The sequence below is a fragment of the Azospirillum sp. genome (assembly GCF_050789165.1).
In genome coordinates this window covers 1-26,464 of record NZ_JBOZRT010000048.1, presented here as the reverse complement: position 1 = coordinate 26,464, position 26,464 = coordinate 1, and the positions used below count along the sequence as shown (strand labels likewise).

At 71.5% G+C, this 26,464-nt stretch carries 28 protein-coding genes; 14 read left to right on the top strand and 14 right to left on the bottom strand.

Translation table 11 applies throughout. The annotated features are described in order from the left end of the window. Positions 1 to 27: 27 nt before the first annotated feature. From rpsP to ffh, 3 genes are read right to left on the bottom strand one after another with little or no spacing between them, the layout of a single operon-like run. Positions 28 to 378, bottom strand: coding sequence for a 30S ribosomal protein S16 (rpsP, locus tag ACRWK7_RS11235; RefSeq protein ID WP_431856304.1), 351 nt, complete (start codon positions 376 to 378; stop codon positions 28 to 30). Positions 379 to 423: 45 nt separating this feature from the next. After that, positions 424 to 801: a VOC family protein gene (locus tag ACRWK7_RS11230; RefSeq protein ID WP_431856303.1), complete on the bottom strand. Its 378-nt coding sequence runs from the start codon at positions 799 to 801 to the stop codon at positions 424 to 426. Continuing rightward, positions 798 to 2,210: a signal recognition particle protein gene (gene ffh / locus ACRWK7_RS11225; RefSeq protein ID WP_431856302.1), complete on the bottom strand. Its 1,413-nt coding sequence runs from the start codon at positions 2,208 to 2,210 to the stop codon at positions 798 to 800. Before ffh ends, ACRWK7_RS11230 begins: the two co-directional genes overlap by 4 nt. A 347-nt stretch (positions 2,211 to 2,557) precedes the next feature. Between ffh and ACRWK7_RS11220 the strand changes: the two genes are divergently transcribed. Beyond that, entirely contained in the window at positions 2,558 to 3,907 is a 1,350-nt protein-coding gene (locus ACRWK7_RS11220) for a pentapeptide repeat-containing protein (protein ID WP_431856301.1), read from the top strand. A gap of 7 nt (positions 3,908 to 3,914) precedes the next feature. Continuing rightward, entirely contained in the window at positions 3,915 to 4,337 is a 423-nt protein-coding gene (locus ACRWK7_RS11215) for a VOC family protein (RefSeq protein WP_431856300.1), read from the top strand. Positions 4,338 to 4,347: 10 nt separating this feature from the next. On the opposite strand, the gene ACRWK7_RS11210 is transcribed toward ACRWK7_RS11215, so the two are convergent. From ACRWK7_RS11210 to ACRWK7_RS11195, 4 genes are all read right to left on the bottom strand, one after another. Continuing rightward, complete coding sequence (locus ACRWK7_RS11210) at positions 4,348 to 5,043, bottom strand: hypothetical protein (RefSeq protein WP_431856299.1); 696 nt, start codon at positions 5,041 to 5,043, stop codon at positions 4,348 to 4,350. Between the two features lie 697 nt (positions 5,044 to 5,740). After that, positions 5,741 to 6,493: a hypothetical protein gene (locus ACRWK7_RS11205; RefSeq protein ID WP_431856298.1), complete on the bottom strand. Its 753-nt coding sequence runs from the start codon at positions 6,491 to 6,493 to the stop codon at positions 5,741 to 5,743. Positions 6,494 to 6,520: 27 nt separating this feature from the next. Further along, positions 6,521 to 7,813, bottom strand: coding sequence for a DUF2336 domain-containing protein (locus tag ACRWK7_RS11200; RefSeq protein ID WP_431856297.1), 1,293 nt, complete (start codon positions 7,811 to 7,813; stop codon positions 6,521 to 6,523). After that, positions 7,810 to 9,510, bottom strand: a complete 1,701-nt coding sequence (locus tag ACRWK7_RS11195) for a sensor domain-containing diguanylate cyclase (protein WP_431856296.1) — start codon at positions 9,508 to 9,510, stop codon at positions 7,810 to 7,812. The genes ACRWK7_RS11200 and ACRWK7_RS11195 overlap by 4 nt, the downstream gene beginning before the upstream one ends. A gap of 141 nt (positions 9,511 to 9,651) precedes the next feature. On the opposite strand from ACRWK7_RS11195, the gene ACRWK7_RS11190 reads away from it, so the two are divergent. Together ACRWK7_RS11190 and ACRWK7_RS11185 are read left to right on the top strand one after the other, a co-directional pair. After that, on the top strand, positions 9,652 to 10,341 hold the full coding sequence (locus ACRWK7_RS11190) for a pyrimidine 5'-nucleotidase (protein ID WP_431856295.1): 690 nt from the start codon (positions 9,652 to 9,654) through the stop codon (positions 10,339 to 10,341). A gap of 87 nt (positions 10,342 to 10,428) precedes the next feature. Next, positions 10,429 to 10,770, top strand: a complete 342-nt coding sequence (locus ACRWK7_RS11185) for a putative quinol monooxygenase (RefSeq protein ID WP_431856294.1) — start codon at positions 10,429 to 10,431, stop codon at positions 10,768 to 10,770. Here the strand turns inward: ACRWK7_RS11185 and ACRWK7_RS11180 are convergent. Next, positions 10,760 to 10,894, bottom strand: a complete 135-nt coding sequence (locus ACRWK7_RS11180) for a DUF1289 domain-containing protein (RefSeq protein WP_431856292.1) — start codon at positions 10,892 to 10,894, stop codon at positions 10,760 to 10,762. The two genes, ACRWK7_RS11185 and ACRWK7_RS11180, sit on opposite strands and share 11 nt — an antisense overlap. A gap of 478 nt (positions 10,895 to 11,372) precedes the next feature. Between ACRWK7_RS11180 and dapD the strand changes: the two genes are divergently transcribed. The 4 genes from dapD to ACRWK7_RS11160 all read left to right on the top strand — a co-directional run bounded on the left by dapD (position 11,373) and on the right by ACRWK7_RS11160 (position 14,403). Then, the gene (gene dapD / locus ACRWK7_RS11175) at positions 11,373 to 12,215 is read left to right on the top strand and encodes a 2,3,4,5-tetrahydropyridine-2,6-dicarboxylate N-succinyltransferase (RefSeq protein ID WP_431856290.1); all 843 of its coding nucleotides are present in this window, start codon (positions 11,373 to 11,375) and stop codon (positions 12,213 to 12,215) included. Positions 12,216 to 12,355: 140 nt separating this feature from the next. Beyond that, entirely contained in the window at positions 12,356 to 13,510 is a 1,155-nt protein-coding gene (dapE, locus tag ACRWK7_RS11170; protein ID WP_431856289.1) for a succinyl-diaminopimelate desuccinylase, read from the top strand. A gap of 15 nt (positions 13,511 to 13,525) precedes the next feature. Continuing rightward, entirely contained in the window at positions 13,526 to 14,095 is a 570-nt protein-coding gene (locus ACRWK7_RS11165) for a hypothetical protein (protein ID WP_431856288.1), read from the top strand. Between the two features lie 92 nt (positions 14,096 to 14,187). Beyond that, positions 14,188 to 14,403: a hypothetical protein gene (locus ACRWK7_RS11160; protein ID WP_431856287.1), complete on the top strand. Its 216-nt coding sequence runs from the start codon at positions 14,188 to 14,190 to the stop codon at positions 14,401 to 14,403. A gap of 14 nt (positions 14,404 to 14,417) precedes the next feature. Here the strand turns inward: ACRWK7_RS11160 and ACRWK7_RS11155 are convergent, their stop codons facing one another. The 3 genes from ACRWK7_RS11155 to cobT form a co-directional block, all read right to left on the bottom strand. Continuing rightward, positions 14,418 to 16,088: a methyl-accepting chemotaxis protein gene (locus tag ACRWK7_RS11155; RefSeq protein ID WP_431856286.1), complete on the bottom strand. Its 1,671-nt coding sequence runs from the start codon at positions 16,086 to 16,088 to the stop codon at positions 14,418 to 14,420. Positions 16,089 to 16,186: 98 nt separating this feature from the next. After that, positions 16,187 to 17,866 carry a methyl-accepting chemotaxis protein gene (locus tag ACRWK7_RS11150; protein ID WP_431856285.1) on the bottom strand — a complete coding sequence of 560 codons (1,680 nt, stop codon included), beginning with the start codon at positions 17,864 to 17,866 and terminating at the stop codon, positions 16,187 to 16,189. Positions 17,867 to 18,106: 240 nt separating this feature from the next. After that, positions 18,107 to 19,135, bottom strand: a complete 1,029-nt coding sequence (cobT, locus tag ACRWK7_RS11145; RefSeq protein ID WP_431856284.1) for a nicotinate-nucleotide--dimethylbenzimidazole phosphoribosyltransferase — start codon at positions 19,133 to 19,135, stop codon at positions 18,107 to 18,109. 121 nt (positions 19,136 to 19,256) lie between these two features. Between cobT and cobS the strand changes: the two genes are divergently transcribed. Beyond that, positions 19,257 to 20,039: an adenosylcobinamide-GDP ribazoletransferase gene (gene cobS, locus ACRWK7_RS11140; protein WP_431856283.1), complete on the top strand. Its 783-nt coding sequence runs from the start codon at positions 19,257 to 19,259 to the stop codon at positions 20,037 to 20,039. Further along, a complete protein-coding gene (locus ACRWK7_RS11135) occupies positions 20,036 to 20,671 on the top strand; it encodes a histidine phosphatase family protein (RefSeq protein WP_431856282.1) in 636 nt (211 codons plus the stop codon). The genes cobS and ACRWK7_RS11135 overlap by 4 nt, the downstream gene beginning before the upstream one ends. Here ACRWK7_RS11135 and ACRWK7_RS11130 read toward each other — a convergent pair. Then, positions 20,620 to 21,624, bottom strand: coding sequence for an aldo/keto reductase (locus ACRWK7_RS11130; RefSeq protein WP_431856281.1), 1,005 nt, complete (start codon positions 21,622 to 21,624; stop codon positions 20,620 to 20,622). The two genes, ACRWK7_RS11135 and ACRWK7_RS11130, sit on opposite strands and share 52 nt — an antisense overlap. 104 nt (positions 21,625 to 21,728) lie before the next feature. Between ACRWK7_RS11130 and ACRWK7_RS11125 the strand changes: the two genes are divergently transcribed. The 3 genes from ACRWK7_RS11125 (at position 21,729) to ACRWK7_RS11115 (ending at position 23,604) form a co-directional block, all read left to right on the top strand. Continuing rightward, positions 21,729 to 22,628: a LysR family transcriptional regulator gene (locus ACRWK7_RS11125; RefSeq protein ID WP_431856280.1), complete on the top strand. Its 900-nt coding sequence runs from the start codon at positions 21,729 to 21,731 to the stop codon at positions 22,626 to 22,628. A gap of 66 nt (positions 22,629 to 22,694) precedes the next feature. After that, positions 22,695 to 23,204 (top strand): pyridoxamine 5'-phosphate oxidase family protein, encoded by a 510-nt coding sequence (locus ACRWK7_RS11120; RefSeq protein ID WP_431856279.1) that lies wholly within the window; start codon positions 22,695 to 22,697, stop codon positions 23,202 to 23,204. A gap of 205 nt (positions 23,205 to 23,409) precedes the next feature. Continuing rightward, positions 23,410 to 23,604, top strand: coding sequence for a YgaP family membrane protein (locus tag ACRWK7_RS11115; RefSeq protein WP_431856278.1), 195 nt, complete (start codon positions 23,410 to 23,412; stop codon positions 23,602 to 23,604). Positions 23,605 to 23,663: 59 nt separating this feature from the next. On the opposite strand, the gene ACRWK7_RS11110 is transcribed toward ACRWK7_RS11115, so the two are convergent. Together ACRWK7_RS11110 and ACRWK7_RS11105 are read right to left on the bottom strand one after the other, a co-directional pair. Beyond that, positions 23,664 to 24,248 carry an ActR/PrrA/RegA family redox response regulator transcription factor gene (locus ACRWK7_RS11110; protein ID WP_431856277.1) on the bottom strand — a complete coding sequence of 195 codons (585 nt, stop codon included), beginning with the start codon at positions 24,246 to 24,248 and terminating at the stop codon, positions 23,664 to 23,666. A gap of 14 nt (positions 24,249 to 24,262) precedes the next feature. Then, positions 24,263 to 25,603: an ActS/PrrB/RegB family redox-sensitive histidine kinase gene (locus ACRWK7_RS11105; RefSeq protein WP_431856276.1), complete on the bottom strand. Its 1,341-nt coding sequence runs from the start codon at positions 25,601 to 25,603 to the stop codon at positions 24,263 to 24,265. Between the two features lie 55 nt (positions 25,604 to 25,658). On the opposite strand from ACRWK7_RS11105, the gene ACRWK7_RS11100 reads away from it, so the two are divergent. Further along, positions 25,659 to 26,417: an ABC transporter ATP-binding protein gene (locus tag ACRWK7_RS11100; RefSeq protein WP_431856275.1), complete on the top strand. Its 759-nt coding sequence runs from the start codon at positions 25,659 to 25,661 to the stop codon at positions 26,415 to 26,417. Positions 26,418 to 26,464: the final 47 nt, after the last annotated feature.

Sequence of the window (26,464 nt, the reverse complement as noted above, 5' to 3'; positions counted from 1 at the left end):
CTCCCCGGAGGGGAGAGGGATCATCCCTTACTCGCCGGCGGCAGCCGCGGCGGCGGCGGCCTTGGCGCGCTCCTGGGCCTTGGCCTTCGGGGCGGACTTCTTCGGGGTCTCGCGGATGGCCGGCTTCTCGACCAGGCCGGCGTTGGCGAAGAACAGCACGACGCGGTCCGTCGGCTGGGCGCCGACCGACAGCCAGTGCTTGGCGCGCTCGGCGTCGAACTGGATGCGCTTCTCGTCCTCGCGCGGCAGCATCGGGTTGTAGGTGCCGATCTTCTCGATGAAGCGGCCGTCACGCGGGCTGCGGGCGTCGGCGACGACGATCGAGTAGAACGGGCGCTTCTTGGCGCCACCGCGGGCCAGACGGATCTTCAGAGCCATAGTCGGAAACTCTCTTCTTCTCAGGTGGTTAACGAAATCCGCCGGTCAGGCGGGGAGATGGCAGACCGCCTCGATCCGGTTTCCGTCCGGGTCGATGGCGAATCCAGCGTAGTAGTCGGGGTGATAGCGCGGCCGCAGACCCGGCGCGCCGTTGTCGCGCCCGCCGTGCGCCAGCGCCGCGGCGTGAAAGGCGTCGACCGACTCGCGGTCCCGGGCGCGGAAGGCGATGTGCACGCCGGCGGCACCGCCCTGGGCCTCGCCCTCGGCCGGCACGCCGATCCAGAAATGCGGGTGCTCGTCACCGTAACCGGCGGCCTGCCCGTAATCCATCATGCGGCGGTAGCCGACGGTGCCGAGTACGGCGTCGTAGAACGCCTTGGCGCGTCCGATGTCGGCCACGGGCAGCGAGATGTGGTCGATCATCCGAACGGCCCCTTCCCGCCACCGCCGCCGAACGGGTTGCCGCCGCCGAACCCGCCCAGCCCCTTGGGCAGCAGGTTGCCGAGGCCGCCGCGCAGCATGCCCTTCTTACCCAGCTTCTGGACCTGCTTCATCATGGTGCGCATGTCGTCGAACTGCTTGAGGAGCTTGTTGACCTCCTGCACCGACGTGCCCGAGCCGGCGGCGATGCGCTTGCGGCGCGACGCCTTGATCACCTCGGGGTTCTTGCGCTCCTTCTTGGTCATCGACGAGATGATCGCCTCCTGGCGCTTGATCATCTTGTCGTCGATGTTGGCGTCCTTCAGCTGGTTCTTGATCTTGCCGATGCCCGGCAGCATGCCCATCAGCCCCGACATGCCGCCCATCTTGCGCAGCTGCTTGAGCTGGCTGGCCATGTCGTCGAGGTCGAAGCCCTGCCCCTTCTCGAACTTGCGGGCGAGCTTCTCGGCCTCTTCCTGGTCGATGGTCTCGACCGCCTTCTCGACCAGCGACACCACGTCGCCCATGCCGAGGATGCGGCCGGCGATGCGGTCGGGGTGGAAGGGCTCCAGCGCGTCGATCTTCTCGCCCACGCCCAGCAGCTTGATCGGCCGGCCGGTGATCTGGCGCATGGAGAGCGCCGCGCCGCCGCGGGCGTCGCCGTCCACGCGGGTCAGCACGATGCCGGTGATGCCCACCTTGTCGTTGAAGTTGGTGGCGACCGTCACCGCGTCCTGGCCGGTCATCGCGTCGGCGACCAGCAGCGTCTCGACCGGCTTGGTGGCGTCGCGCACGGCGACCACCTCGGCCATCAGCTCCTCGTCGATGGCGAGGCGGCCGGCGGTGTCGAGCATCACCACGTCGTAGCCTTCGAGGCGGCCGGTCTCCAGCGCCCGCTTGGCGATGTCCACCGGGCCCTGGCCCATCAGGATGGGCAGCGTGGCGACGCCGATCTGCTCGCCCAGGACCTTCAGCTGCTCCTGCGCGGCCGGACGGCGCACGTCCAGCGACGCCATCAGGACCTTCTTGCGCTCCTTGGTCTTGAGGCGCAGCGCGATCTTGGCCGTCGAGGTGGTCTTGCCCGAGCCCTGCAGGCCGACCATCAGGACCGGCACCGGGGCGGCGGCGTTGAGGTTGATCTCCTCGCCGGCGCCCAGCATCTCCACGAGGTTGTCGTGGACGATCTTGATGACCTGCTGGCCCGGCGTGACGGAGCGCAGCACCTCCTGGCCGACGGCGCGCTCCTTGACCTGGGTGACGAACTGCTTGACCACCGGCAGGGCGACGTCGGCCTCCAGCAGCGCGACGCGCACCTCGCGCAGCGCGGCGGAGACGTCCTCCTCGGTCAGCGCGCCGCGGCGGCGCAGCTTGTCGAAGATGTCGCCCAGTCGTCCGGTCAGGCCTTCGAACATCGGGTCCTCAAAGCTCCAAAGCGCCCACGCCGCGATCTCGAACACACATGGCCCCAAACGCTTTCGAGCCAGTGCGCGAAACTCGCGGACTGGCGGGTGCCCGTGGGCACGGCGTCGAGACATCGACGGTGGCTGGAGGCGGGACAATACGGATGCGCGCGTGAGGAGTCAACAAATCCGCTGCCAATCCGGCCGCGCGCCGCCCCGCCGATTCGGCCGAGCGTCGCATAGACCCATTGTGAGTATGGTCTTACCACGTTGATTTGAATAAATTCTCAGCACAGGTTAACGCTTTGTTTGCGGCTTGTGGGCAAGCTTCCCGCCTCACCATGCAAAGGCTCGTCGCGATGTCGACATCGCAAGGTTTTGGTTCGAACTCGCCGCGCACCAAGCTCACGCAGAGCCAGCTGAACGCCATCCTGATGCGCCACCAGGCCTTCCGGAAAAGCCAGCCCGGCGGCGTGCGCGCCAACCTGAAGATGCGCGACCTGTCGCACCTCGACCTCTCCGGCATCGACCTCTCGGACGCCGACCTATCCGGCGCCAAGCTGTTCAGCGCGCGCCTGACCGGCGCCAACCTGCAGAACTGCAACCTGTACGCCGCCGACATGCGGCTGGCCAACCTGGAGAAGGCCGACCTGCGCCGCGCCGACCTGCGCGGCGCCTGCCTGCGCGGCGCCGTGCTGAGCGAGGCGATCCTGGTCGAGGTGGACCTGCGCGACGGCACGCTGCTGCACTACACGGAGAGCGGCGACGTGCGCGAGCACGCCTTCGACAACGTGCTGAACGCCGAGCTGACCGCCGCCACCATGCGTCAGGCCGACCTGTCGCGGGCGAAGCTGGCGAACTCCTTCGTCATGCAGACGGACCTCACCGACTCCATCCTGCGCGGCACCAAGTTCCAGCGCGCCAACCTGACCAACGCCAACCTGACGGGCTGCGACCTGACCGACGCCGACCTGTCGGAGGCCAACCTGTCCGGCGCCCGGCTATCCGGCGCGGTGCTGACCGGGGCGGCGATCGGGCGGGCCAACTTCACCAACACCAACCTGATCGGCGCCATCCTCGATTCCGGGCAGCTGCGCTCGCCCAACCTCGCCGGGGCGGTGACCGCCAAGGTGCTGGAGAACGCCGACCAGGAGCTGAAGGCGATCATCGCCGCCCACCTCGCCTGGATCGACAGCGGCGGCAAGGAGGGCAAGCGCGCCGACCTCTCCGCGCTCGACCTCTCGGGCAAGGCGCTGGACGGCATCAACCTGTCGGCCGGCATCCTGCAGTGCATCACGCTGCGCGGCGCCTCGCTGGCCGGGGCGTCGCTGGCCATCGCCGACATGTCGCTGGCCGACCTGCGCAAGGCGAACTTCACCGGCGCCGACCTGCGCGGCATCAACTTCGAACGCGCCACGCTGTCCAACGCCAACCTGACCAACGCCAAGCTCGGCCCCGTCCATATCCAGACCATGAGCGGCCACGTCTGGCGCGCCAACCTGCAGCGCGCCCGCTTAGGGATGGCGACGCTGACCGGCGCCGACCTGCACAAGGTGAACCTGAGCGGCGCCAATCTGGTGGGCGCCGACCTGCGCGGCGCCAACCTGGCCGAGGCCGACCTGACCGGCGCCGACTTGACCGGCGCCGACATCGAGGGCGCCAACTTCACCGACGCCATTCTGGCCGAGGTCATCGGCCTGAACCGCTGAGCCGGCCATGGAACCGCGGCTGTCCCTGATCACCCTGGGCGTCGCCGACGTGGCGCGCAGCCGCGCCTTCTACGAGCGTCTGGGCTTCGTCGCCTCGCCGGCGAGCCAGGAGAGCGTGGCCTTCTTCCCGGCGGGCGGAGTCGTGCTGGCCTTGTACGGCCGCGACGCGCTGGCGGAGGACGCCCATCTGCCGCCGACGGGCAGCGGCTTCGGCGGCATCACGCTGGCCCACAACGTGCGCCGGCGCGAGGACGTGGCCGCCGTGCTGGCCGAGGCCGAGGCGGCCGGAGGCCGCATCCTGAAGCCGGCGCAGGACGTGTTCTGGGGCGGGCATTCCGGCTATTTCGCCGACCCCGACGGGCATCCCTGGGAGGTCGCCTGGAACCCGTTCTTCCCGCTCGCGGCCGACGGCCGGATCGAGCTTCCTTGAGCGCCGCCGGTCACCGGCGCTTCGCCCACTCCCCGGAGCGGTAGGCGGTGCGCACGTGCTTGATCAGCAGGTTGCGCGCCTCGATCAGCTGCGCCATCCGCTGACGGCAGCCGACCACCCCGGTGTCCGGGTGGTAGACCGGGGCCAGCTCGCGGAAGCGGCGCACCACGCGGTCCTCGTCGAAGCACCACTCGTTGATGAAGCCGAACAGCGAGGCGGCGTCGCGCACCTGCGTCAGCCCGCCCTCCAGCGGCTGGAACGACACGCGCTCCAGTGCGGTGGCCAGCGCCTTGTTGCGGTACTCCAGCGTCTCCAGCCGGCCTTCCAGGCGCGACGCCTCGGCCGCCGGCACCAAGGCCCAGCCGTCCGCCGCGGCCAGCGCGGTGGCGAGCGCCCGGCGGACCGCGCCGTGGTCATGGACCGTGTCCAGGCGCACGTCGAGCACCGCATCCCCGGCGCCCGGGTCGGGCCCGGTCCCGGCGCCGAGCAGCAGCGCCGCGCCGGCCAGCGCGGCGGCGTCGCAGCCACGCCGCGCCGCAAGATCGAGCACGGCCGTGCGGAACTCCGAGGAACAGGAGATGCCGTGCGGCACGCCGCGCACCGGCAGCGAAACGCCCGCGGCGGCGAACGCGTCGACAACGGAAGCCCCGTGCACGTCGGACCGGCGGTCCAGCGCGTCCATCGGGAATCCATCGGGAGCGGTCATCAGCGGCACCAAGGCGTAGTGCGTGCGGGGCGAGTCTAACGCAAGACCTGGATTCCGCGCAACGGCCGTCCGAGTCGTGCCAACGGCCGAAGCCGCGACATAATGGCAACGCGCACCGTGGCGCCGCCGCCACATCCGCCTGAAAGCAGAACCGCCGCCGGTCGCCACAGGTCTTGCGAGCGTTGATGGTAAGCCGTTGATTCGGGCCGGGAAAGCGCGCGTGCAGGGTACCGACGCCGGCCGGCTCGGCGGGATGGTATACTCCCACGGGGGAGGTCCGCCCGTCCCCTTCCCCTCCCACGCCGTTGGCCGGCGCCGGGCCCGCGCTCATGCTCCCCCGACAAAAGCAACACACGGCGGACTTGAGAGAGGGGGGACGGCGCGATGGACGAAACACTCCCACCACGAGGCGGACGCCCGCACTGCTTCGCCTGCGGCCAGCCGGTGCGCCGCGGCGAGCCGCACTGGGCCGGCGACCGCGACGGACGACCCTGGCACTACGCCTGCGCGGAACGGGCGGGGCTGACCTGGTCGTGGGCCAACCTGCGGGCGGCGAGGGCCTGGGCAGAGGACACGATAAGTCCCTCTCCCTCGACGGGAGAGGGGTTGGGGAGAGGGTGGCAGGAGGCTCTTGCGGGCTTCGCCCGCTCCCCCTCTCCCCAACCCCTCCCCCGCGAGGGGGGAGGGGCTTCGGACCTTATCGAGGCAGCGTTCCCGGCGCCGGCAGCGGCTCCCGGGTGACGGCACCGCTGCGCGCGGCGCGTGGGGCCTCCTCCACGCCCGAGGGCTGGGCGAGCGGCAGCTTCCCCGACGGCTTGCCGCCCGCCGGCAGGCGGTCGAGGATGTCGACGATGTAGGCGTCCTCGGTCTTGCCGGACATCGCGGCGAAGCCGCGCAGCATCTGGCCGCCGTAGCTGAACACGTTGGTCAGGTCGATGCGCCAGCCGCCGGCCTCGCGCACGAAGTCGGCGGGCACCAGCGCCGGCCGGTTGTCCACCAGCAGCAGGGCCGAGGCGCGGTCGCCCCTCACCCGCACCGGCCCCAGCGAACTCCGCGCGATCACGTTCGGGCCGAGCCAGCCCTGCTGCATCGCGTGGTCGGCGACGTCGCCCAGGCTCATGCGGCGCAGATCGGCCGGCGGCAGGTGGCGGCGCAGGCCCATGGCGGCAAACTTCTCGCCGGGCTCCAGCCGGCCGATCGCCACCTGGTCGCCGTTGCGCGCAGCGACGCGCACCGTCTCCAGCTTCTGCACGGTGGCCTGCGAGAGCAGCGGCACCACCGCCGAGCCCTTGCCCTGGCGGAGCGCGCCGCGCGCCTTCTCGAACACGGCCGCGACCTGCCGCTCCTCCTCGCTCGGCTGCGGAGCCTGCGGCTGGGGCGTTTGTGTCGGGGGTGCTGCGAAGGCCGGCGCGGCGGACAACAGGAAGACGGCGAACAGAACTCTGCGCATGGTCAAGCCCGAGGTTGCGACGAACGCCTACTTCTTGTCCTCGACGCCGAAGAATTCGAGCTGCCAGCGCATCTCGTCCTCGCTCATCGGGAAGTGGACGCCGTCCCGAGCATTAAGCGCCGACTTTGGCGGAATCTGGGCAAGGCGCAGCTGCGCCTGCTTGGCGAAGCGCATCGACAGGCCGGCCCGCCAGACCAGCGCGGTCACCGCGCGCGGGCTGTGGGTGGTGATGATGCGGTCCACCGTGCCCAGCGGCACGCTCGCGAGTTCGCCCAGCCCGGCCATGACGAAGGCGCGGTCGCCCTCGGACAGCGAGCCGTCGAGCAGCTTCTCGGTCAGCTTGCCTTCCTTGTTCAGGCGGGCGGCGCGGTCGGTCGGACGCTCGGCCGGCTTCTCCTCCACCACCTCGTCGGCCCACAGGTCGACCGGGCCGCCGCGCGGCTTCACCTCGCCCGACGCGACGCGCTCGCGCACCGCGTCGGCCAGACGGCGCGCCGCCTCGGGATCGAGGTCGTCGCGCTGCTGCAGGACCTTCAGCAGGTTGTCGGCGACGAAGCTGGCCAGCCGCGCCACCGCGCGCGCCGGCAGCTTCGGCCGGCGCACCAGGGGGCCGTGCCAGGGCTCGTGCCGCGGCGCGTCGTCGATGATGCGGTCCAGCGTCTCCTCGCGGATCTGCGCCGAGGGGTTGGCCAGCAGCGCGGTCACCGCCGCCTCGTCGTCGGAGCGCGCGATGGCGTCCGCCACCGAGGGGGAGACGTCGCGCCGCCACGCGATGGCCGACAGCGCCCCCGCCACCGGCCCCATCATGATGATGTCGAGCAGGTCCTCCTCGGTGAGGATCGGCGAGTGCTGCAGCACCGGACCGCAGACCGACAGCTCGACGTCGCGGGCCAGCGCGTTGATGAGGGCGTGCGGCGCGTTCGGCAGATCCTTCAGCGCGTCGGCCAGGATGGCGCGCACCTCGGTCGCCTGATCGCGGGCCAGCGTCTCCAGGCATTCGATCGTCATCTTCTCGATCTGCGAGAACTGGCCTTCCGGCAGGTCGGGGACCAGCCCGGCCACCTTGCGAGCCAGCGAGCCGCGCACGTGCTGGTCGGCGTCGGCGGCCAGCAGCAGGTCTGCCTGCCGCGGCGTGCCGGCGTTGGTGGCGATGGCCTGCCGCACCTCGGGCGCCGCGTCGGCGGCGAGGTAGTACAGCAGCTCCGCCCGCGCCTGCGGGTGCTCGGCGACGCGGCGGCGCACCGCCGGGTCCGGGCTCTGGACCATCGTCTTGGCGGCGTTGAAGTCGCTGGGGTCGAGGGTCGTCGGGGCTCGGCTCACGGCATGGTCTCCGCGGAAGCAGCGGCGGTCGGAACGGCGATGTGCGGGGGCGCGAAGGCGAAGTTGCCCTTGCCGCGGCCCTTGGCGGCGTACATCGCCGAATCGGCGCGGTCCGTCAACTCCTGCACCGACTCGCCGGTGCCGGGGCGGTGCACGGCGATGCCGATGGATAGGCCCAACGGCTTCTCCGGGCTGGCCGACAGGTGGCTCAGGGTCTTGATCCCGGCCAGCAGGCGCTCGGCCACGGTGCGGGCGCGGTCCTCGTCGGTGCGGCCCAGCCACAGCACGAACTCGTCGCCGCCCAGCCGGCCCGGCAGATCGCCCGGCCGCACGCCCCTGGTCAGCAGGTTGCCGATCGACTTCAGCACCAGATCGCCCTGCTGGTGGCCGTGCAGGTCGTTGACCGCCTTGAAGTTGTCGAGGTCGACGTAGAGCAGCGCCGACGGCCCGGTCTCGCGCGTCGCCAACTGCTCCTCCATCCGCTCGAAGAAGGTGCGGCGGTTGAACAGGCCGGTCAGGCCGTCGCGCTCCGACAGGCGGCGCAGCCGCTCCTGGTAGGCCCAGTGGGCGTGCGCGATGCCCAGCTGGTCGGCGACGCCGCCGATCAGCTGGCGATCCTCGTCGTCCCAGGGGTCGGCGTAGTCGCCGCGCCAGACCAGCACCGCGCCGTTGACCGCCTGCTGGTACTCGGTGCGCGCCGCCAGCACCCGCGTGCTGCCGAGGATGCCGAGCACCGGGTCGTCAGTGGCCGCCGCCTGGCTCAGCAGCGGCGCCAGCGCCTCGGGCGCGATCTCGTCGGGCGCGGCGTCGCCGCCGACGTCGATGGCCAGCGTCATCGGGCCGTCCTCGCCGGCGCGGTAGATCCGGCAGCCCTCGGCGCCCAGCGCCCGCGCCGTCTCGGCGGCGGCCACCGCCAGCGCCTCGGTGGCGTCCAGCCGGTTGCGCAGGGTGTGGACGATGTGCGCCAGCAGCTTCTCGCGGTTTCGCACGCGGGCCAGCTCGGCGGAGCGGGTCACCGTCTCGGTGACGTCGCGGCAGACGCCGCGGGCGCCGGCCCACTGCCCCTGCGCGTCGTACAGCGGCAGCGCCGAGGCGACGACGCAGGCCGGCGTGCCGTCGGCGCGCTTCAGCCACAGCTCGGCCTGATCGGCCGGGCGGCGGGCGTCGAAGGGGAGCGGCATGTCCTCCCACTCCTCCACCGCCAGCTCGTGCGGGTCGCGGCCGATCAGCGCCTCCGGCCCGTAGCCGAGCGCGCCCCGGGTGGTGACGAAGACGAAGCGGCCGTCCGGCCCGGTTTCCCAGGCGAAGTCGCTGGAAACCTCGACGAGGTCCTTGTAGCGCCGCCGCGACTCGGTGAGGGTGTGGCGCAGCTGGCGTTCCAGCGTGGCGTCGCGGCCGAGCAGCAGCGTGCCGGCGCCGCCCAGCGGCACCGCCGCCCACTCGATCACCATGCCGCCGCGCGGCACCTGCACCGGCACCGAGCGCAACCCCGGTGCAACGCTGGAGGTGGTGAGCCAGCCCAGCACGTCGGGCAGCCAGCGCGGATCGCCGTCCAGCAGTTCCTGCGCGGCGGCGTTGGCTTCCGCCACCCGCAGGTCGGCGGTCAGGCGGAAGGCCGGGCCGGGATAGCCGGCGACGACGGGAGTCGTCGCCGTGTCGGCGGCCGGCAGGGCGGTCGGGGGCGGGGTCTGGACCACGGGGGGCGGGGCGTGCATGAACCGGAAGGATATAGGGCAAATGCTAACGACAATTGAGCGCGGGCGCAATCGACGCCGGATCGGCCCGCGGCGCGCGCATCGGCCTTGCCCAACCGGGCGCGTCCGCCCATTGTTCAGCGCATGACCCTGCCCCTCCCCCGGATCCCCCTGTCCCAGGTCCAAGCGTGGATCTTCGACCTCGACAACACGCTGTACCCGGCGTCCTGCAACCTGTTCGCCCAGGTCGACCGCCGCATCGGCGAGTTCATCGCCCGGCATTTCGGCATCCCCTACGACGAGGCGCGGGCGATGCAGAAGCGCTTCTTCCGCGAGCACGGCACCACGCTGCGCGGCCTGATGGTCGAGCACGACGTGGAGCCCGAGCCGTTCCTCGACTATGTCCACGCCATCGACGTGACGCCGGTGGAGCCGTCGCCGCGGCTGGACAAGGCGCTGGAGCGGCTGCCGGGGCGCAAGGTGATCTACACCAACGGCTCGGTGACGCACGCCGACAACATCACGGCGCGGCTGGGCATAGCGCGGCATTTCGACACGGTGTTCGGCATCACCGAGGCCGGCTACATCCCCAAGCCCGACCCGCGCCCCTACGCCACGCTTGTGGAGCGCCACGGCATCGACCCGAAACGCGCCTGCATGGTGGAGGACATCGCCCGCAACCTCGCCCCGGCGCACGCCATGGGCATGACCACGGTGTGGGTGCGCAGCGAGGCGGACTGGGCGCGGCCGGACATGGGCGGGGTGGGCGCCGGCACCCACATCGACCACGTCGCCGACGACCTGATCGACTGGCTGGAGGCGGTGCCGGTCTGAGCGGGGTCATTACCCGCCAGGTAATCGACCGCGGTCCCCGCCCCTGCTTTCATGGCACCGCGCCATGCAAAGCCAGGGAGGACCGCCATGACCGCACCGGCTCACACCGCCTTCATCGTATCGCTGCACGTCAAGCCCGGCCGCGAGGAGGAGTTCCTCGCGCTGCTGACCCCGGTGCTCGACGCCATGCGGCACGAGGCGACCTTCGTCAACGCCGTGCTGCACCGCGACCCGGCCGACCCGGCGCGGTTCATGCTCTACGAGACGTGGACGGATGTGGACGACGTCGTGACCGTGCAGATGAAACGCGACTACCGCCGCGCCTACGAGGCCCGGCTGCCGGACCTGCTGCGCGAGCCGCGCCAGGCGCAGGTCTGGCAGCCGCTGCGCAGCGATGCCGCGCCGGTCAGCCCGGATCTCAGCCGATGAGCGGCGACTCCGCCTCGGCGGCGTCCGGGGTGCCGTAGATCTCGTCCTCGGTGCGGCCGCAGCCTTCGCAGCGCCCGTCCTCGCCGATGATGCAGATGCCGATGCAGGGGGTCTCGTCGTCCATGCGCCAGAGGTGGCACGGCGGCACGGCACCGTCAAGGCCACGCCGGCCATGAAGGCGGCCGCAAACGCCGAGGGGCGGGAAGCCATCGCTTCCCGCCCCCGCGTTTCCCCCCGAAAATTCGGTTTTCGGTGTGCCTCCGGTGTGCCGGGGCTTTTATTCGGGCCGCCTGGCGCCTGCGTTCCGCGTGGCTGCCGGCGTTTTCGCCCGTCGCTTTTGGTTCCTCCCCCGACTCGGGCCTGCCGCACTGTGCGGCCGGCGTACTATTTCGTTGGCGAAAAAAAACTGCAAGCGGAATCCGCAGCCCCGCGCAACGACCATGCAGGAATGTTCATATTCCTTCGCTAAAAATACAAACCGGTCACACCGTGAAATCGCGCGCCGGGTCCTGCGGAAAGCCCATGGCCGGGGTGTTGTTGACAAGGCCGCGGCGCCCGGCCCATGAATGGCCGCTTCACCGTCCACCCGACCGGAAACCGACATGCCGAACGCCCGCCTCGAATCCGCCATCAACGCCGCCTGGGATGCCCGCGACACGCTGTCCACCGCCACCACCGGCGACGTGCGCAGCACGGTGGAGGAGGCGCTGTCCGGCCTCGATTCCGGCGACCTGCGCGTCGCCCAGAAGGTCGGCGATGCCTGGCAGGTGAACCAGTGGCTGAAGAAGGCGGTGCTGCTGTCGTTCCGCCTGAACGGCAACGAGGCGATCTCCGGCGGCCCCGGCAGCTCGTCCTGGTACGACAAGGTGATGCCGAAGTTCGAGGGCTGGCACGAGGGCCAGTTCCAGGCCGCCGGCTTCCGCACCGTGCCGGGCTCCATCGTGCGCCGCTCGGCCTACATCGCGCCGGGCGTCATCCTGATGCCGAGCTTCGTCAACGTCGGCGCCTACGTCGATTCGGGCACCATGGTGGACACCTGGACCACCGTCGGCTCCTGCGCGCAGATCGGCAAGAACGTGCACCTCTCCGGCGGCGTCGGCATCGGCGGCGTGCTGGAGCCGCTGCAGGCCGGCCCGGTCATCATCGAGGACGACTGCTTCATCGGCGCCCGCTCGGAGATCGCCGAGGGCGTGGTGGTCGAGCGCGGCGCCGTGGTCTCCATGGGCTGCTACATCGGCGCCTCCACCAAGATCATCGACCGCGCCACCGGCGAGTCGTTCGTCGGCCGCGTGCCGGCCTATTCGGTGGTGGTGCCCGGCACCATTCCGGGCAAGCCGCTGCCCGACGGCACGCCGGGCCCGGGCCTGTACTGCTGCGTGATCGTCAAGCGCGTGGACGAGAAGACCCGCTCGAAGACGTCCATCAACGACCTGCTGCGCGACTGAGAGCGCGTCGTAGCCCCTCTCCCTCGACGGGAGAGGGGTTGGGGAGAGGGTGGCAAGCGTTACTTTCTGCGCGCTCCCGCGCCATCCCCCTCTCCCCGAACCCCTCCCCCGCGAGGGGGGAGGGGCTTCAGGAGAGCCCCATGACCCCCACCGACCCCGTCGCCCTCGCCCAGGCCCTGATCCGCTGCCCCAGCGTGACCCCGGAGGACGCGGGCGCGCTCGGCGTGCTGGAGGCGGCGCTGACGCCGCTCGGCTTCACCTGCCACCGCCTGCGCTTCGAGGAGCCGGGCACCGCGCCGGTGGAGAACCTCTACGCACGGCTCGGCAGCACGGGGAAGAACGTCTGCTTCGCCGGGCACACCGACGTGGTGCCGCCCGGCGACCTGAAGGCGTGGTCGGTGGACCCGTTCGGCGGCGCCGTGCTGAACGGCAAGCTGTACGGCCGCGGGGCGGCGGACATGAAGGGCGCCGTCGCCGCCTTCGTCGCCGCGGTGGCGCGCGAGCTGGAGGCCGGCCGCCCGCCCCAGGGCTCGGTCAGCCTGCTGATCACCGGCGACGAGGAGGGCGTGGCGGTCAACGGCACGAAGAAGGTGCTGGACTGGCTGAAGGCCCGCGGCGAGCGCCTGGACGCCTGCGTGGTCGGCGAGCCCACCAACCCGGTCAGGCTCGGCGACATGATCAAGATCGGCCGGCGCGGCAGCACCACCGGCCGGCTGACCGTCTACGGCGCGCAGGGCCACACCGCCTACCCGCACCTCGCCGACAACCCGCTGCCGCGGCTGGCCCGCATGCTGGTGGCGATCACCGAGGAACCGCTGGACGGGGGCACCGAGCACTTCCAGGCCTCGACCCTGGCGCTGACCACGGTGGACGTCGGCAACCCGGCGACCAACGTGATCCCGGCGCAGGGCACCGCCGTCTTCAACATCCGCTTCAACGACGCGCACACCCCCGCCTCCATCGAGGCGTGGCTGCGCGGCAAGTTCGATGCGGTGGGCGGCGCCTACGATCTGGTGATGAGCACCAGCGGCGAATCCTTCCTGACGCCGCCGGGTCCCCTGACCGAGCTGGTCGCCGACGCCGCGGAGACGGTCACCGGCCGCCGGCCGGAGTATTCGACCACCGGCGGCACCTCCGACGCGCGCTTCATCAAGGACCATTGCCCCGTTGTCGAATTCGGGCTGGTCGGGCAGACCATGCACAAGGTGGACGAGCATGTCGCCCTCGACGACCTTGCCGGGCTCACCGACATCTATGGGGCGATCCTCCGGGACGTCTTCGCCCGGCTTTCCTGATCCAGTAGGGCGTGCATGACGCTGACCGCTCGCGACGTAGCCACCTCGGTGTTCGGCGCCTACCGCCTCGCCCGCTTCGACCCCGCCGGCCTCCAGTTCATCGACCGCACGCCGGAGGGAGCGCTCAAGTCCTTCTACGCCGCGGTTCTGGTGCTGCCGGCCTACGCGCTGCTGCTGGCGATCCGGCTGATCGACCAGGGGATCGAGGCGCCGCTGATGCAGGTGGTGCTGGTCGAGGGCATCGCCTACGTCGTCAACTGGACCGCCTTCCCGCTGGCGCTGCACCGCGTGGCGGCGCTGCTCGACAGGTCGGGGCGCTATTCCGGGGCGGTCGCGGCCAACAACTGGGCGGCGGTGGTGCAGATGGGCGCCTACCTGCCGGCCGTCGTGCTCAGCAAGATCGGCCTGCTGCCGGACGGGGTGGGCAGCGCCCTGGTGTTCGGCGTCATGCTGGCGATGATGACCTACCAGTGGTTCGTGCTGCGCACCGCGCTGGAGGTGAACGGCCCGACCGCCGCCGCGTTGGTGATGCTGGACCTCTTCCTGTCGGCCCTGATCGGCGATTTCGCGGATAATCTTCTGTAGCCCGTCGGGGTCGCTGAACCCGCCCGCCCGTCCGCGCGTTCCATCCGTCACGCGTACCATCCGGCACGCCGACGAGGCCGCGGGGAGGGTCCATGTTCCATCTGGTCGTGGTCGTCTGCATGGCGGGGAGCGCGTGCGAGACGCTCCACGCCCCGGTCCCCTATCCGTCCGAGGCGCGCTGCGCCGGGCAGGCCGCACTCCTCGCCGGCATCGTGCGCGGCCAGTACCACCCCGGCCGCGCCTTCCGCTACGAGTACACCTGCACCGTCAACGCCCGCGGCGGCGCCGGGCAGGTGGCGGCGAAGTAACGGCGACCGGGCGCCTACGCCGCCCGGATGCCCGACAGGAAGCGCGCCACCTCGGTGCGCAGCCGCTCGGCCGCGGTCGCCAGCTCGCCCGAGCCGCCGAGCACCGCGTCCGCCGCCGCGCCGGCCTCCGCCGAGGCGCGGTTCACCCCCGTGATGTTGCCGGACACGGCGCGTGCGCCGGTCGCCGCCTGCTGGATGTTGGCGGCGATGTCGCGGGTCGCGGCGCCCTGCTGGTCGACGGCGGTGGCGATGGTGCCGGAGATGGCGTTCATCCGGCCGATCACCTCGGTGATGTCGCGGATCGCCGCCACGGCGGCGCCGGTCGCCTGCTGGATCTCGGCGATCTTCGCCTGGATCTCCTCGGTCGCCTTGGCGGTCTGGTTGGCCAGCCCCTTGACCTCGCTGGCGACCACGGCGAAGCCCTTGCCGTGCTCGCCGGCGCGCGCCGCCTCGATGGTGGCGTTCAAGGCCAGCAGGTTGGTCTGCCCGGCGATGGAATTGATCAGGTTGACCACGTCGCCCACCTCGTTGGCCGCCGCCGCCAGCCCGGCCATCAGGGCGTTGGTCTTCTCCGCCTCTTGCACCGCCTGGGTGGCGACGCCGCTGGAGGCGGACACCTGACGGCCGATCTCCTGGATCGAGGCGGACAGTTCCTCGGTGGCGCCGGCCACGGTGTTGACGCTGTTCGACGCCACGTCCGCCGCGGTCGTCGCGGCGGCGGCCTGACGGTTGGCTTCCTGCGCGGTGGAGGACAGCGCCGTCGCCGACGACCGCATGCTCTGCGCCGAGGCGGCGACCGCCTCGACGACTCCGCGCACGGAGCTTTCGAACTCGTCGGCGAGGCGGATCAGCATGTCGCGGCGCTCCGCGGCGTTGCGGGCCCCGGTCTCCTCCTGCTCCTGGCGCAGGCGGCGGTTCTCGGCGCCGCGCTCCTTGAAGACGGCGAGCGCTTTGGCCATGGTGCCGATCTCATCGCCGCGCTCGGTGTCGGGCACCGCGACGCCCAGGTCGTCCTCGGCCAGCCGGCGCATCACTCCGGACAGGCGGATCAGCGGCGCGTTGACCGAGTGGGCGATGGCGTAGGCCAGCGCCAGACCCGCCACCGCCACCAGGGCGCCGATCAGGCCGGCCTGCCACGCGTGCGTGCGAAAGTCGGCCGCGACGTCGTCGACGTAGACGCCGGTGCCGACCACCCACTTCCAGTCGTTCGAGATCATGGTGTAGGCGAGCTTCGGGAAGGGCTGGCTGCCGCCGGACTTCGGCCAGACATACTCGACGAAGCCGCCGCCCCGGCGCCCCTGATCGATCATCGCGCGCACGAACGGGAAGCCGGTCGGGTCCTTGAGATCGAGAACGTTCTTGCCCTCCAGGTCCTGCCGGCCGCCGTTCACCTCCATGCGGCCGTCCACGTCCTGCGCGAACATGTACTCGCCGCCGGCGAAGCGCATGGCGCGCAGCGAGCGGCGGGCCGCCTCCTTGGCGGCATCGGCGGGCATCTCGCCCTTGGCGGCGCGCGCCTCCAGATCCTTCACGATGCCGACCGCCGTCTCGACGATCGACTGCACCCGCACCCGGCTGTCCTGCACCTGGGCGTCCCACAGCCCCCGCAGCAGAACCGCGCCCATCACCGCCACCGACAGCACCGTCACCAGCGACAGCAGCAGAAACTTGATCCGGATGCTCATGCTCTTCACGGCTCATGCCCCTATATTTCGTGGGGTCAGCATAACAAGGCAATCCGACCGGTTTCCACTGGTATAGTGGCTTGACAAGGCACGAGTGCCTACGCCGCCCGGATGCCCGACAGGAAGCGCCCGACCTCGCCCCGCAGCTGCTCCGCCGCGTCGGCCAGCTCGCTCGAACCGCCGAGCACCGCGTCCGCCGCCGCGCCGGCCTCCGCCGAGGCGCGGTTCACGCCGCCGATGTTGGTGGACACGGCGCGCGCCCCCATGGCCGCCTGCTGGATGTTGGCGGCGATGTCGCGGGTCGCCGCCCCCTGCTGGTCGATCGCCGCCGCGATGGCGCTGGAGATGGCGTTCATCCGGCCGATCACCCCGGTGATGTCGCGGATCGCCGCCACGGCGGCGCCGGTCGCCTGCTGGATCTCGCCGATCTTCGCCTGGATCTCCTCGGTCGCCCGCGCGGTCTGGGTGGCGAGGCCCTTCACCTCGCTGGCGACCACGGCGAAGCCCTTGCCGTGCTCGCCGGCGCGCGCCGCCTCGATGGTGGCGTTCAGCGCCAGCAGGTTGGTCTGCCCGGCGATGGTGTTGATCAGGTTGACCACGTCGCCCACCTCGTCGGCGGCGGCGGCGAGGCCGGCCATCAGTTCGTTGGTCTTCCCCGCCTCCTCCACCGCCTGGGTGGCGACGCTGCCGGAGGCGGACACCTGCCGGCCGATCTCCTGGATCGAGGCGGTCAGCTCCTCGGTGGCGCCGGCCACGGTGTTGACGCTGCTCGACGCCTCGTCGGCGGCCATGGCGGCGGCGGCGGCTTGGCGGTTCGCCTCCTGCGTGGTGGAGGACAGCGCGGTGGCCGAGCCGTGCATGCTCTGCGCCGAGGCGGCGACCGTCTCGACCACGCCGCGCACCGACCGTTCGAACTCGTCGGCGAGGCGGATCAGCATGGCGCGGCGCTCGGCCGCGTTGCGGGCCTCGGTCTCCTCCTGTTCCCGGCGCAGGCGGCGGTTCTCCAGGCCGCGGTCCTTGAAGACGCTCACGGCCTTGGCCATGGTGCCGATCTCGTCGCCGCGGTCGGCGTCCGACACGGCGACGTCCAGGTCGTCCTCGGACAGCCGGTGCATCACCCCGGTCAGGCGCAGCAGCGGCGTGCTGACCGAGCGGGCGATGAGCCAGGCCAGCACCAGCGCCACCGCCGCGACGGCGCCGCCGACCAGCCCGGCTTCCACCGCGTGCTCGCGGAAGTCGGCGTCGATGTGATCCACGTAGATGCCGGTGCCGACCATCCACTTCCAGTCCGGCGACAGCACGCCGTAGCTCAGCTTGGGGCTGGGTTCGCTGGCCCCCGGCTTCGGCCACTGATAGGAGACGAAGCCGCCGCCGCCCTGCGCCACGGCGATCAGCTCGCGGATCACGAACACGCCCTTCGGGTCCTTGAGCCCGAGCATGTTCTTGCCTTCCAGGTCGGGTCGGCCGCCGTTCACCACGGTGTTGCCGTCCAGCTCGTTGGCGAAGATGTACTCCGTGCCGGCGTAGCGCATGGCGCGCAGCGCGTTGCGCGCCGCGTCCTTGGCGCGGTCCGCCGGCATCTCGCCGCGGGCGGCGCGCGCCTCGAAATCCTTCACCACGCCCAGCGCCACCTCGGACACCGCGCGCACCTTGTCGCGGCTGTCCTGCACCTGGGCGTCGCGCAGGGCCGCCAGCAGGATCACGCTCACCACAACCAGGGCAAGCACCGTCACCAGCGAGAGAAGTAGAAACTTTGTTCGAATACCAATGTTCCGCATGGAAGGCCTCCTGATCGAAGGCCAGAATACCATATTATGCCACCGCACCTTGACGGAACAAATTGCCGCAGATTCTTAGTAAAAAAATCATTGCGTGCTTAGCAAGCAAACGCCGGAGATGCGGAAACGATTTCTCCGGCTACAATTGAAAAACACTACCAAGCCATTATGAAAACCATGAAATTATTGGCCAGGGGAGGGTCGCCCGGCGCAAAGGATCGGGCGACCCGCCTATGACGTTCAGCTGGGCTTTCCGCTGACACCGGCCTCGGCAAAGGTCGCCATGCCGCCGTGGCAGGCGGCCGCGGCCTTACACAGCGCGATGGCGACCGCCGCGCCCGAGCCCTCGCCCAGCCGCATGCCGAGGTCGAGCAGCGGCTTCTTGCCGATGGCGTCCAGCAGGCGGGCGTGCCCCGGCTCGACCGAGCGGTGGGCGACCATGCAGTGGTCGAGCGCGCGGCGGTCGGCCTTGAACAGCACCGCGGCGGCCACCGTGCAGGCGTAGCCGTCGAGCATCACCGGCACCCGGCCCATGCGCGCCGCCAGCACCGCGCCGGTGATCGCCGCCAGCTCGAAGCCGCCCAGGCAGCGCAACGCCTCGAACGGGTCGTCCTTGGCCTGCGGGTTGGCCTCCAGGCCGGCCTGCACGGCGGCGACCTTGCGGCGGAAGCCCTCGTCGTCCACGCCGGTGCCGCGGCCGACCCACTGCTCCGGCTCGCCGCCGAACAGCGCGCAGGCCATGGCGGCGGCGGAGGTCGAGTTGGCGATGCCCATCTCGCCCAGCGCCAGCAGCTGCACGCCCATCTCCACGGCCATCATGCCGTAGGCCATGGCGCGGCAGCACTCCTCCTCGTCCATGGCGGGGCCGGTGGTGAAGTCGCGGGTGGGGTTGTCGAGGTCCAGTTCGTAGACGCGCAGGTCGGCGTCCACGCTGTCGCACAGCTGGTTCACCGCGGCGCCGCCGTTCTGGAAGTTGGCGACCATCTGCGCGGTGACCGAGGCCGGAAACGCCGAGACGCCGCGCGCCGCCACGCCGTGGTTGCCGGCGAACACCGCGACGCGCGGCCGGCGCACCTCCGGCGGGTGCTGGCCCTGCCAGGTGGCGAGCCATTCCGCGATCTCCTCCAGCCGGCCGAGCGCCCCCGGCGGCTTGGTCAGTTCGCGTTCGCGCTGCACGGCGGCGGTGCCGGCGCCCAGGTCGGGACCGGGCAGGTTGCGCACGAGCGCGCGGATTTCCTCGAACGTCAGGGCGGGCTGCGGATTGCTCATGGGGATAACCGGAACTGAGGGGGAAAAAGCGGCCGGGACATTGGCAGGAATCGGCGCGGGCGTCAAAGCGGATGCACAGGACCCGCTCGCGCACGGCGGCGCTTTGGGTTAGGAAGGGCCGATGCCCGACTCCACGCCCCACCGCCCGCGCCACCGCGCCACCTGGCTCGACGAGCTGATGCTCGCCGCCGTGTTCCTGACGCGGCTGCCGCTGCGCCTCAGCCACGCGCCGGAGCCGGACGTGTACCCGCGCTCCATGGGCTGGTACCCGCTGGTCGGGGCCGGGCTGGGGCTGTTCGGCGGCGGGGTGTTCGCGCTGGCGAGCTTGGCTCACCTGCCGGCCACGGTGGCCGCGGTGCTGACGGTGGCGGCGCTGGCCTGGGCCACCGGCGGCCTGCACGAGGACGGGCTGGCCGACGTCGCCGACGGCTTCGGCGGCGGCCGCACGCGCGAGCGCAAGCTGGAGATCATGCGCGACAGCCGGGTCGGCAGCTACGGCGTGCTGGCGGTGGTGCTGTCCGTGGCGCTGCGGGTCTCGGCGGTGGCCGAGCTGGGCGCGCCGTTGGCGGTCGCGGCGGCGCTGGTGGCCGCGTCCGCCTGCTCGCGCGCGGTGTTGCCGGCGCTGGCCTGGACGCTGGAGCCGGCCCGCAAGGACGGCCTCGCCGCCAGCCACGGCTGCCCGCCGTCGCGCCGGGTGGTGCTGGCGCTGGCGCTGGCCGCGGTGGTGACGCTGGCGGCGGTTGGGCCGGCGGTGCTCGGCGTGGCGCTGGCCTCGCTGGCGGCGGCGGCGGCGGTCGGTCTGCTGGCGCTCCGGCACCTGCGCGGCTACACCGGCGACGTGCTGGGCGCGGCGCAGCAGGCGGTGGAGATCGCCGTGCTGCTCACCCTGGTGGCGCTGCGGTGAGCCCCGCCACGAGCACGGTGGTCACCCGCTGGTGGCTGGTCCGCCACGCGCCGATCACCGCGCCGCCGGGCCTCATCACCGGACAGCTGGACCTGGACGCCGATGTGGCTGGCGTGGGCGCCGCGGGCGGGCTGCCGCCGGGCGCGGTCTGGCTGGCGACGCACCTGCGCCGCACGCGGCAGACCGCCGCCGCGCTCGGCGCCCCCACCCCGCGCATCGAACCCGACCTCGCCGAGCAGAGCTTCGGCGACTGGCAGGGCCTGACCTACGACGCGGTGGACGCCGACGCCTCGCGCCGCTTCTGGAGCGCCCCCGCCAGCGAGCGCCCGCCCGGCGGCGAGAGCTTCGCCGACGTGGTGGTCCGGGTGTCCGCCGCGCTGGAGCGGCTGACCGCCGCGCACGCCGGCCGCGACGTGGTGGCCGTGGTGCACGCCGGCACCGTCCGCGCCGCGCTGGCCCTCGCCCTCGGCCTGGAGCCGGAGGCGGCGCTGCGCCTCCAGGTGGACACGCTGTCGCTGACCCGCCTCGACCACATCGCGACGCCGGGGCACCCGCCGGCGTGGCGCGTGGCGGGGGTGAATCACCCGTGGCCGCGCTCGCTGTCCAGGTGCGCCATCTGCGACGGGGCGTAGCGGTCGCCTGCCGCGGCCCCCTTCGGTACCGCCGCCTCGATGGCCGCCAGATCCTCCACCGACAGCGTCAGGTCCAGCGCGCCCAGCGATTCCGCCAGCCGGTCGCGGCGGCGCGCGCCGACCAGCGGCACGATGTCCGTCCCGCGCGCCAGCACCCAGGCGATGGCGACCTGCGCCACGCTGGCCGACAGCCGCTCCGCCACGCCGCGCAGCGCGTCCACCAGCGCCAAGTTGCGCTCCAGGTTCTCGCCCTGGAAGCGCGGGCTGACGGCGCGGAAGTCCTTCTCCGCCGCCTTGCCCTTCGACCAGTGGCCGCTGATCAGGCCGCGCGACAGCACCCCGTAGGCGGTGACGCCGATGCCCAGCGCGCGGCACGCCGGCAGGATCGCGTCCTCGATGCCGCGGGAGATCAGCGAGTACTCGATCTGCAGGTCCACGATGGGGTGCACGGCGGCGGCGCGGCGGATCGTCTCGGCGCCGACCTCGGACAGGCCGATGTGGCGGACGTAGCCGGCCTTCACCATGTCGGCGATGGCGCCGACCGTCTCCTCGATCGGCACCGCCGGGTCGAGGCGGGCCGGACGGTAGACGTCGATGTACTCGGTGCCGAGCCGGCGCAGCGTGTACGCCAGCGCCGTCTTCACCGCCGACGGCCGCGCGTCGTAGCCGATCCAGTTGCCGGCCGGGTCGCGCTGGGCGCCGAACTTGACGCTGATCTGGACGTCCTCGCGGCGGCGGCCCTTCAGCGCCTCGCCGATCAGCATCTCGTTGTGGCCCATGCCGTAGAAGTCGCCGGTGTCGAGCAGGGTGACCCCGGCGTCCAGCGCCGCGTGGATGGTGGCGATGCTCTCCGCCCGGTCGGACGGGCCGTAGAGGTCGGACATGCCCATGCAGCCGAGGCCGAGGGCGGAGACCGTGGGGCCGGTGGAACCGAGGGTGCGCGTCGGGATCATGGTCGTTCTCCGGATGGGGTGTTCGTGGTGAGAGGGATGATGGCGCACCGCGGATCGTGCGATAATCCGGATTGAGCCGAACGACCTGTCCGGAATTCCGAACAATGCGCCGCCCCGACCTGTCCGACCTCGACGCCTTCGCCGCCGTCGCCCGCCACCGCAACTTCCGCCGCGCCGCGGTGGAGCGCGGCGTCTCCGCCTCCACGCTCAGCGATGCGGTGCGCGCCCTGGAAGAGCGGCTGGGGGTCCGCCTGCTGAACAGGACGACGCGCAGCGTGACGCCGACCGAGGCCGGGCAGCGCCTGCTCGACCGGCTCGGCCCGGCGCTGGACGAGGTGGGCGAGGCGCTGGACGCGGTGAACGGCTTCCGCGACACGCCGACCGGCACGTTGCGCCTCAACGTGCCCTCGGCCGCCGCGCATCTGGTGCTGGCGCCACTGGTGGCGCCGTTCCTCGCCACGCATCCGGGACTGCGGCTGGAGATCGTCGAGGACAACAGCTTCGTCGACGTGTTCGCCGCCGGCTTCGACGCCGGGGTGCGCTACGACGAGGCTCTGGCCAAGGACATGATCGCCGTGCCGCTGGGGCCGCCACAGCGCTTCGCAGTGGCGGCGTCGCCGGCGCTGCTGGCGCACGTCGGCGTGCCGGGGACGCCGCACGATCTGCTGGAGCGCCCCTGCATCCGCCACCGCTTCCTCAGCGGCGCCCTGCCGCCGTGGGAGTTCGCCCGCGACGGCGAGACGGTCAAGCTGTCGCCGGAGGGGCCGCTGATCGTCACCTCGGCCGACATGGCGGTGCGGGCGGCGGAGGACGGCGTCGGCTTCGTCCACAGCTTCGAGGGGTTCCTGCGCCCGTCGCTGGACTCCGGCCGGCTGGTCGAGGTGCTGGAGGACTGGAGCGACCGCTTCCCCGGCCCGTCGCTGTACTACCCCAGCCGCCGCCACGTGCCGGCGCCCTTGCGCGCGTTCGTGGAGTTCGTGCGTGCCCACCGCCGCCGGACGTAGCGGAACTTCCGCGGCGCGGCGGCGGTTTTCCGGAGTCCGTAGGGGGCTACCGAAGGAGAGGCACTCATGACCCGAGAGGCCACCGAGCGCGAGGCGGCCGACACGCTCTGGCAGATGATCAAGGGCATGCGGATCGCCATGATGACGACGCTGACCGACGCCGGGCACCTGCATTCGCGGCCCATGGGCACGCTGCCGCACGCCGGCTTCGACAACGCCACGCTGTGGTTCTTCACCGACGCCGGTTCCGACAAGGCGTCGGAGATCGAGCGGCACTGGCGCGTCAACCTCGCCTACGCCGACCCGGACGCGCAGAGCTACGTCTCGGTCTCCGGCGTGGCGGAGATCGTGCGCGACCAGGACAAGATCCGCCACCTCTGGCGCGAGATCATGACCACGTGGTTTCCGAAGGGACCGGACGACCCGAACCTCGCGCTGATCAAGGTCACCGTGGATTCCGCCGAGTACTGGGACAGCCCGTCCGGCGCCATGGTCTGGGCCTACGGCTACGTCAAGGCGAAGCTGACCGGCGAGCGGCCGAACCCGGGAGAGAACGCGCGGGTGGCGTTCCAGTAGGCTGCTTTACCCCCACCCTATCCCTCCCCCGCTGGGCGGGGGAGAGAACTCCGCCGCTTCTTGGAAGAGGGCAAGGATACCCCCTCCCCCGCCCAGCGGGGGAGGGTCGGGGTGGGGGCAAACGTGACTCCGTCACAGACACCCCCCTCCACAGGGCGTACACAGGACTCACACGAGTTCAATCCCTTCGCGGAGTGCCCTGTCCATGTTCTGCAGCAATGTCGGCGGCGTCGATCGCGCGCTGCGGGCCGTCGTCGGCCTGGTTCTGATCGCCCTGGTGTTCGTCGGCCCGCAGACCCCGTGGGGCTGGATCGGCCTGATCCCGCTGCTCACCGCGGTGCTCGGCTTCTGCCCGGCCTACACGCTGATCGGCGTCAGGACCTGCGCCACCAAGAGCTGACGCGCATGGCAAAAAGCCCCCTTCCCGGCGGGAAGGGGGCTTTTGCGTGTCCGTAAGAATCAGGCCCGCGGGGCGTGCTTGTTGAGGATGCGCTGCAGGGTGCGGCGGTGCATCTTCAGCCGGCGCGCCGTTTCCGACACGTTGCGCTCGCACTGCTCGAACACGCGCTGGATATGCTCCCAGCGCACGCGGTCGGCCGACATGGGGTTCTCCGGCGGGGCCGGCAGCGGCCGGCCGTCGGCCAGCAACGCCTGTTCCACCGCGTCGGCGTCCGCCGGCTTGGGCAGGTAGTCCACCGCCCCGGCCTTCACCGCCGCCACCGCGGTGGCGATGTTGCCGTAGCCGGTCAGCATGACGATGCGCGCGTCCGGGCGCGCGTCGCGCAGGCTCTTCACCACGTCCAGGCCGCTGCCGTCGGCCAACCGCAGGTCGACCACGGCGAACGCCGGGGCGGACTCCTGCGCGACCTCGATGCCGACCTGCACGGAATCCACCGCAACCACGTTGAAGCCGCGCTTTTCCATCGCCCGTGCCAGGCGGATGCGGAACGGCGCGTCGTCGTCAACGATCAGCAGGCTGCGGGTGACGTCTCCGTTGAACGTGAGCTTCGTCACATCCGTGACGGGACCCTCGTCCGATGCCATCGGGTTATCCACCACTAGTCCTTTGGTTCTAGGATAGCACGGTCCCAGCGTACGACAACTCGCGCGCCACCGCCACGATTATTAGTGAACGATACGCTCGCGCCGGTCTTTTCAAGCAGCGTTTGCGCAATGAAAATGCCCAGGCCCATGTGCCCTCCGCGCTCGGCGCGGGTGGAGATGTAGGGCTCTCCAATACGGCTTAGGACCTGCTGCGGGAAGCCGGGACCGTCGTCGTTGATCGCCACTACCACGCTGCCCTGGTCCCACGCCGCCTGCACGGTGACCCGGCGCTGGGCGAACTGGTGCGCGTTCTGGATGAAGTTGCCGAGGCCGTGGATGATCTCCGGGCTGCGGCGGATCACCGGCTCCTCGACGTCCGGGGCCGGCACCGCCTCGACCACGAAGTCGATGGTGCCCAGGTGGTGCGGGGCGCCGGCCGCCCCGATCAGCGCGGTCAGCGGCAGCCGCTCGAATGGGTCGCCGCCGTCGGCCTCCGGCTTGCGGGCGAGGTCGGCGAGGATCTCGCGGCAGCGCGTCACCTGGCTGATGAGGAGCTGCACGTCCTCCGCCGCTTCGCCGCCGGGCGGCAGCTCGCGCGACAGCTCCTTGGCGACCACCGCGATGGTGCCGAGCGGCGTGCCCAGTTCGTGCGCCGCCGCCGCGGCCAGCGCGCCCAGCGACGACAGCCGCTGCTCGCGCGCCAGCGCCACCTGGGTGGCGGCCAGCGCGTCGGCGAAGCGGCGGGCCTCGTGGGCCACCCGGAAGACATAGGCCGCGATGAACACCGCCGACACCGACAGCGACATCCACAGCCCGAACGCCAGCAGCGGCGCCACCACCGGCGTCGGCTCCGCCCACGGCAGCGGGAAGTGCCACAGCGCCAGCACGGTCAGGCAGAACAGGTCCAGCCCGCTCAGCAGCACCACGCTGTAGCGCGACAGGATCGCGGCACCCACCGTGATCGGCGCCAGCAGCAGCACCGCGAACGGGTTCGACAGGCCGCCGGTCAGGTACAGCAGCAAGGTCAGCTGCAGCATGTCGTAGGCGAGGTACAGCGCCGCGTCGCGGTCGGCCAGCCGCAGCCGCCCGCCGCGCTGCGCCATCGCCACGAGGTTGAGCAGCACCGAGGCGCCGATCGCCGCCAGCACCGGTCCGACCGGCAGCGGGAAACCCAGCCCCCAGTGCACCATCGCCACCGTGGCGAGCTGCCCGGCGATGGCGATCCAGCGGATGAGGATGAGCGTGCGCAGCGTCACCCGCCCATCCTGGGCCGACCAGATGCCGGGCGGCAGGACGAACGCGGACGACGCGCCCGGCGAGGAGCCCGACGAAGCGGACGTGGCGGCGAGGGTCATGGGAGGAATGCCAGCAGGTTTGTGATTCCGGGATCAACGGCCATATTCTTCGCCCATGAACCAACCCTCCATCAAGGCCGCGATTAGGACAGATCGCCTCACCAAGCGCTTCGGCGACGTCACCGCGGTGGATTCCGTCTCGTTCACGGTGGCGGCGGGCACGGTGACCGGGCTGCTGGGCGGCAACGGCGCCGGCAAGACCACCACCATCTCCATGCTGCTGGGCCTGCTGCTGCCGACCTCCGGCACGGTGGAGGTGCTGGGCGCCGACATGGCGCGGCACCGCCACGCGGTGCTGCCGCGCATGAACTTCTCCTCCCCCTACGTGGAGCTGCCGCACCGCCTGACCGTGCGCGAGAACCTGACGGTGTACGGCCACCTCTACGGCCTGCACGGCGTCCGCGCCCGGGTGGAGGAACTGGCCGAGGCGCTGGACCTGACGAAGTTCCTGGAGCGCCCGTCGGGCAGCCTGTCGGCCGGGCAGAAGACCCGCGTGGCGCTGGCCAAGGCGCTGCTCAACCGGCCGGAGCTGCTGCTGCTCGACGAGCCGACGGCGTCGCTCGACCCCGACACGGCGGACTGGATCCGCACCTACCTGGAACGCTACCGGGCGGAGTCCGGCGCCACCATCCTGCTGGCCTCGCACAACATGCTGGAGGTCGAGCGGCTGTGCGACGACGTGCTGATGCTGCGCCAGGGCCGCATCGTCGACCACGGCGCGCCGGCCGCGCTGATCGCCCGCTACGGCCGCGCGTCCCTGGAGGAGGTGTTCCTCGACATCGCCCGCGACCGCAAGGCGGAGGCGGCGGAATAGTTTTCAGGCCCCCTCCCCATCCCTCCCCCACTGCGCGGTGGAGGGGG

Excerpts from the sequence above, each read along its gene's own strand:
- ACRWK7_RS11180 (WP_431856292.1), bottom strand. The coding sequence starts at position 10,894 with ATGGACGACGAGACCCCCTGCATCGGCATCTGCATCATCGGCGAGGAC.
- ACRWK7_RS11160 (WP_431856287.1), top strand. The coding sequence starts at position 14,188 with ATGTTCCATCTGGTCGTGGTCGTCTGCATGGCGGGGAGCGCGTGCGAG.
- ffh (WP_431856302.1), bottom strand. The coding sequence starts at position 2,210 with ATGTTCGAAGGCCTGACCGGACGACTGGGCGACATCTTCGACAAGCTG.
- ACRWK7_RS11210 (WP_431856299.1), bottom strand. The coding sequence starts at position 5,043 with ATGACCGCTCCCGATGGATTCCCGATGGACGCGCTGGACCGCCGGTCC.
- ACRWK7_RS11230 (WP_431856303.1), bottom strand. The coding sequence starts at position 801 with ATGATCGACCACATCTCGCTGCCCGTGGCCGACATCGGACGCGCCAAG.
- ACRWK7_RS11155 (WP_431856286.1), bottom strand. The coding sequence starts at position 16,088 with ATGAGCATCCGGATCAAGTTTCTGCTGCTGTCGCTGGTGACGGTGCTG.
- ACRWK7_RS11150 (WP_431856285.1), bottom strand. The coding sequence starts at position 17,866 with ATGCGGAACATTGGTATTCGAACAAAGTTTCTACTTCTCTCGCTGGTG.
- ACRWK7_RS11185 (WP_431856294.1), top strand. The coding sequence starts at position 10,429 with ATGACCGCACCGGCTCACACCGCCTTCATCGTATCGCTGCACGTCAAG.
- ACRWK7_RS11105 (WP_431856276.1), bottom strand. The coding sequence starts at position 25,603 with ATGACCCTCGCCGCCACGTCCGCTTCGTCGGGCTCCTCGCCGGGCGCG.
- dapD (WP_431856290.1), top strand. The coding sequence starts at position 11,373 with ATGCCGAACGCCCGCCTCGAATCCGCCATCAACGCCGCCTGGGATGCC.
- dapE (WP_431856289.1), top strand. The coding sequence starts at position 12,356 with ATGACCCCCACCGACCCCGTCGCCCTCGCCCAGGCCCTGATCCGCTGC.
- cobT (WP_431856284.1), bottom strand. The coding sequence starts at position 19,135 with ATGAGCAATCCGCAGCCCGCCCTGACGTTCGAGGAAATCCGCGCGCTC.
- ACRWK7_RS11125 (WP_431856280.1), top strand. The coding sequence starts at position 21,729 with ATGCGCCGCCCCGACCTGTCCGACCTCGACGCCTTCGCCGCCGTCGCC.
- ACRWK7_RS11165 (WP_431856288.1), top strand. The coding sequence starts at position 13,526 with ATGACGCTGACCGCTCGCGACGTAGCCACCTCGGTGTTCGGCGCCTAC.
- ACRWK7_RS11220 (WP_431856301.1), top strand. The coding sequence starts at position 2,558 with ATGTCGACATCGCAAGGTTTTGGTTCGAACTCGCCGCGCACCAAGCTC.
- ACRWK7_RS11205 (WP_431856298.1), bottom strand. The coding sequence starts at position 6,493 with ATGCGCAGAGTTCTGTTCGCCGTCTTCCTGTTGTCCGCCGCGCCGGCC.
- ACRWK7_RS11215 (WP_431856300.1), top strand. The coding sequence starts at position 3,915 with ATGGAACCGCGGCTGTCCCTGATCACCCTGGGCGTCGCCGACGTGGCG.
- ACRWK7_RS11100 (WP_431856275.1), top strand. The coding sequence starts at position 25,659 with ATGAACCAACCCTCCATCAAGGCCGCGATTAGGACAGATCGCCTCACC.
- ACRWK7_RS11110 (WP_431856277.1), bottom strand. The coding sequence starts at position 24,248 with ATGGCATCGGACGAGGGTCCCGTCACGGATGTGACGAAGCTCACGTTC.
- ACRWK7_RS11115 (WP_431856278.1), top strand. The coding sequence starts at position 23,410 with ATGTTCTGCAGCAATGTCGGCGGCGTCGATCGCGCGCTGCGGGCCGTC.
- ACRWK7_RS11120 (WP_431856279.1), top strand. The coding sequence starts at position 22,695 with ATGACCCGAGAGGCCACCGAGCGCGAGGCGGCCGACACGCTCTGGCAG.
- cobS (WP_431856283.1), top strand. The coding sequence starts at position 19,257 with ATGCCCGACTCCACGCCCCACCGCCCGCGCCACCGCGCCACCTGGCTC.
- ACRWK7_RS11130 (WP_431856281.1), bottom strand. The coding sequence starts at position 21,624 with ATGATCCCGACGCGCACCCTCGGTTCCACCGGCCCCACGGTCTCCGCC.
- rpsP (WP_431856304.1), bottom strand. The coding sequence starts at position 378 with ATGGCTCTGAAGATCCGTCTGGCCCGCGGTGGCGCCAAGAAGCGCCCG.
- ACRWK7_RS11190 (WP_431856295.1), top strand. The coding sequence starts at position 9,652 with ATGACCCTGCCCCTCCCCCGGATCCCCCTGTCCCAGGTCCAAGCGTGG.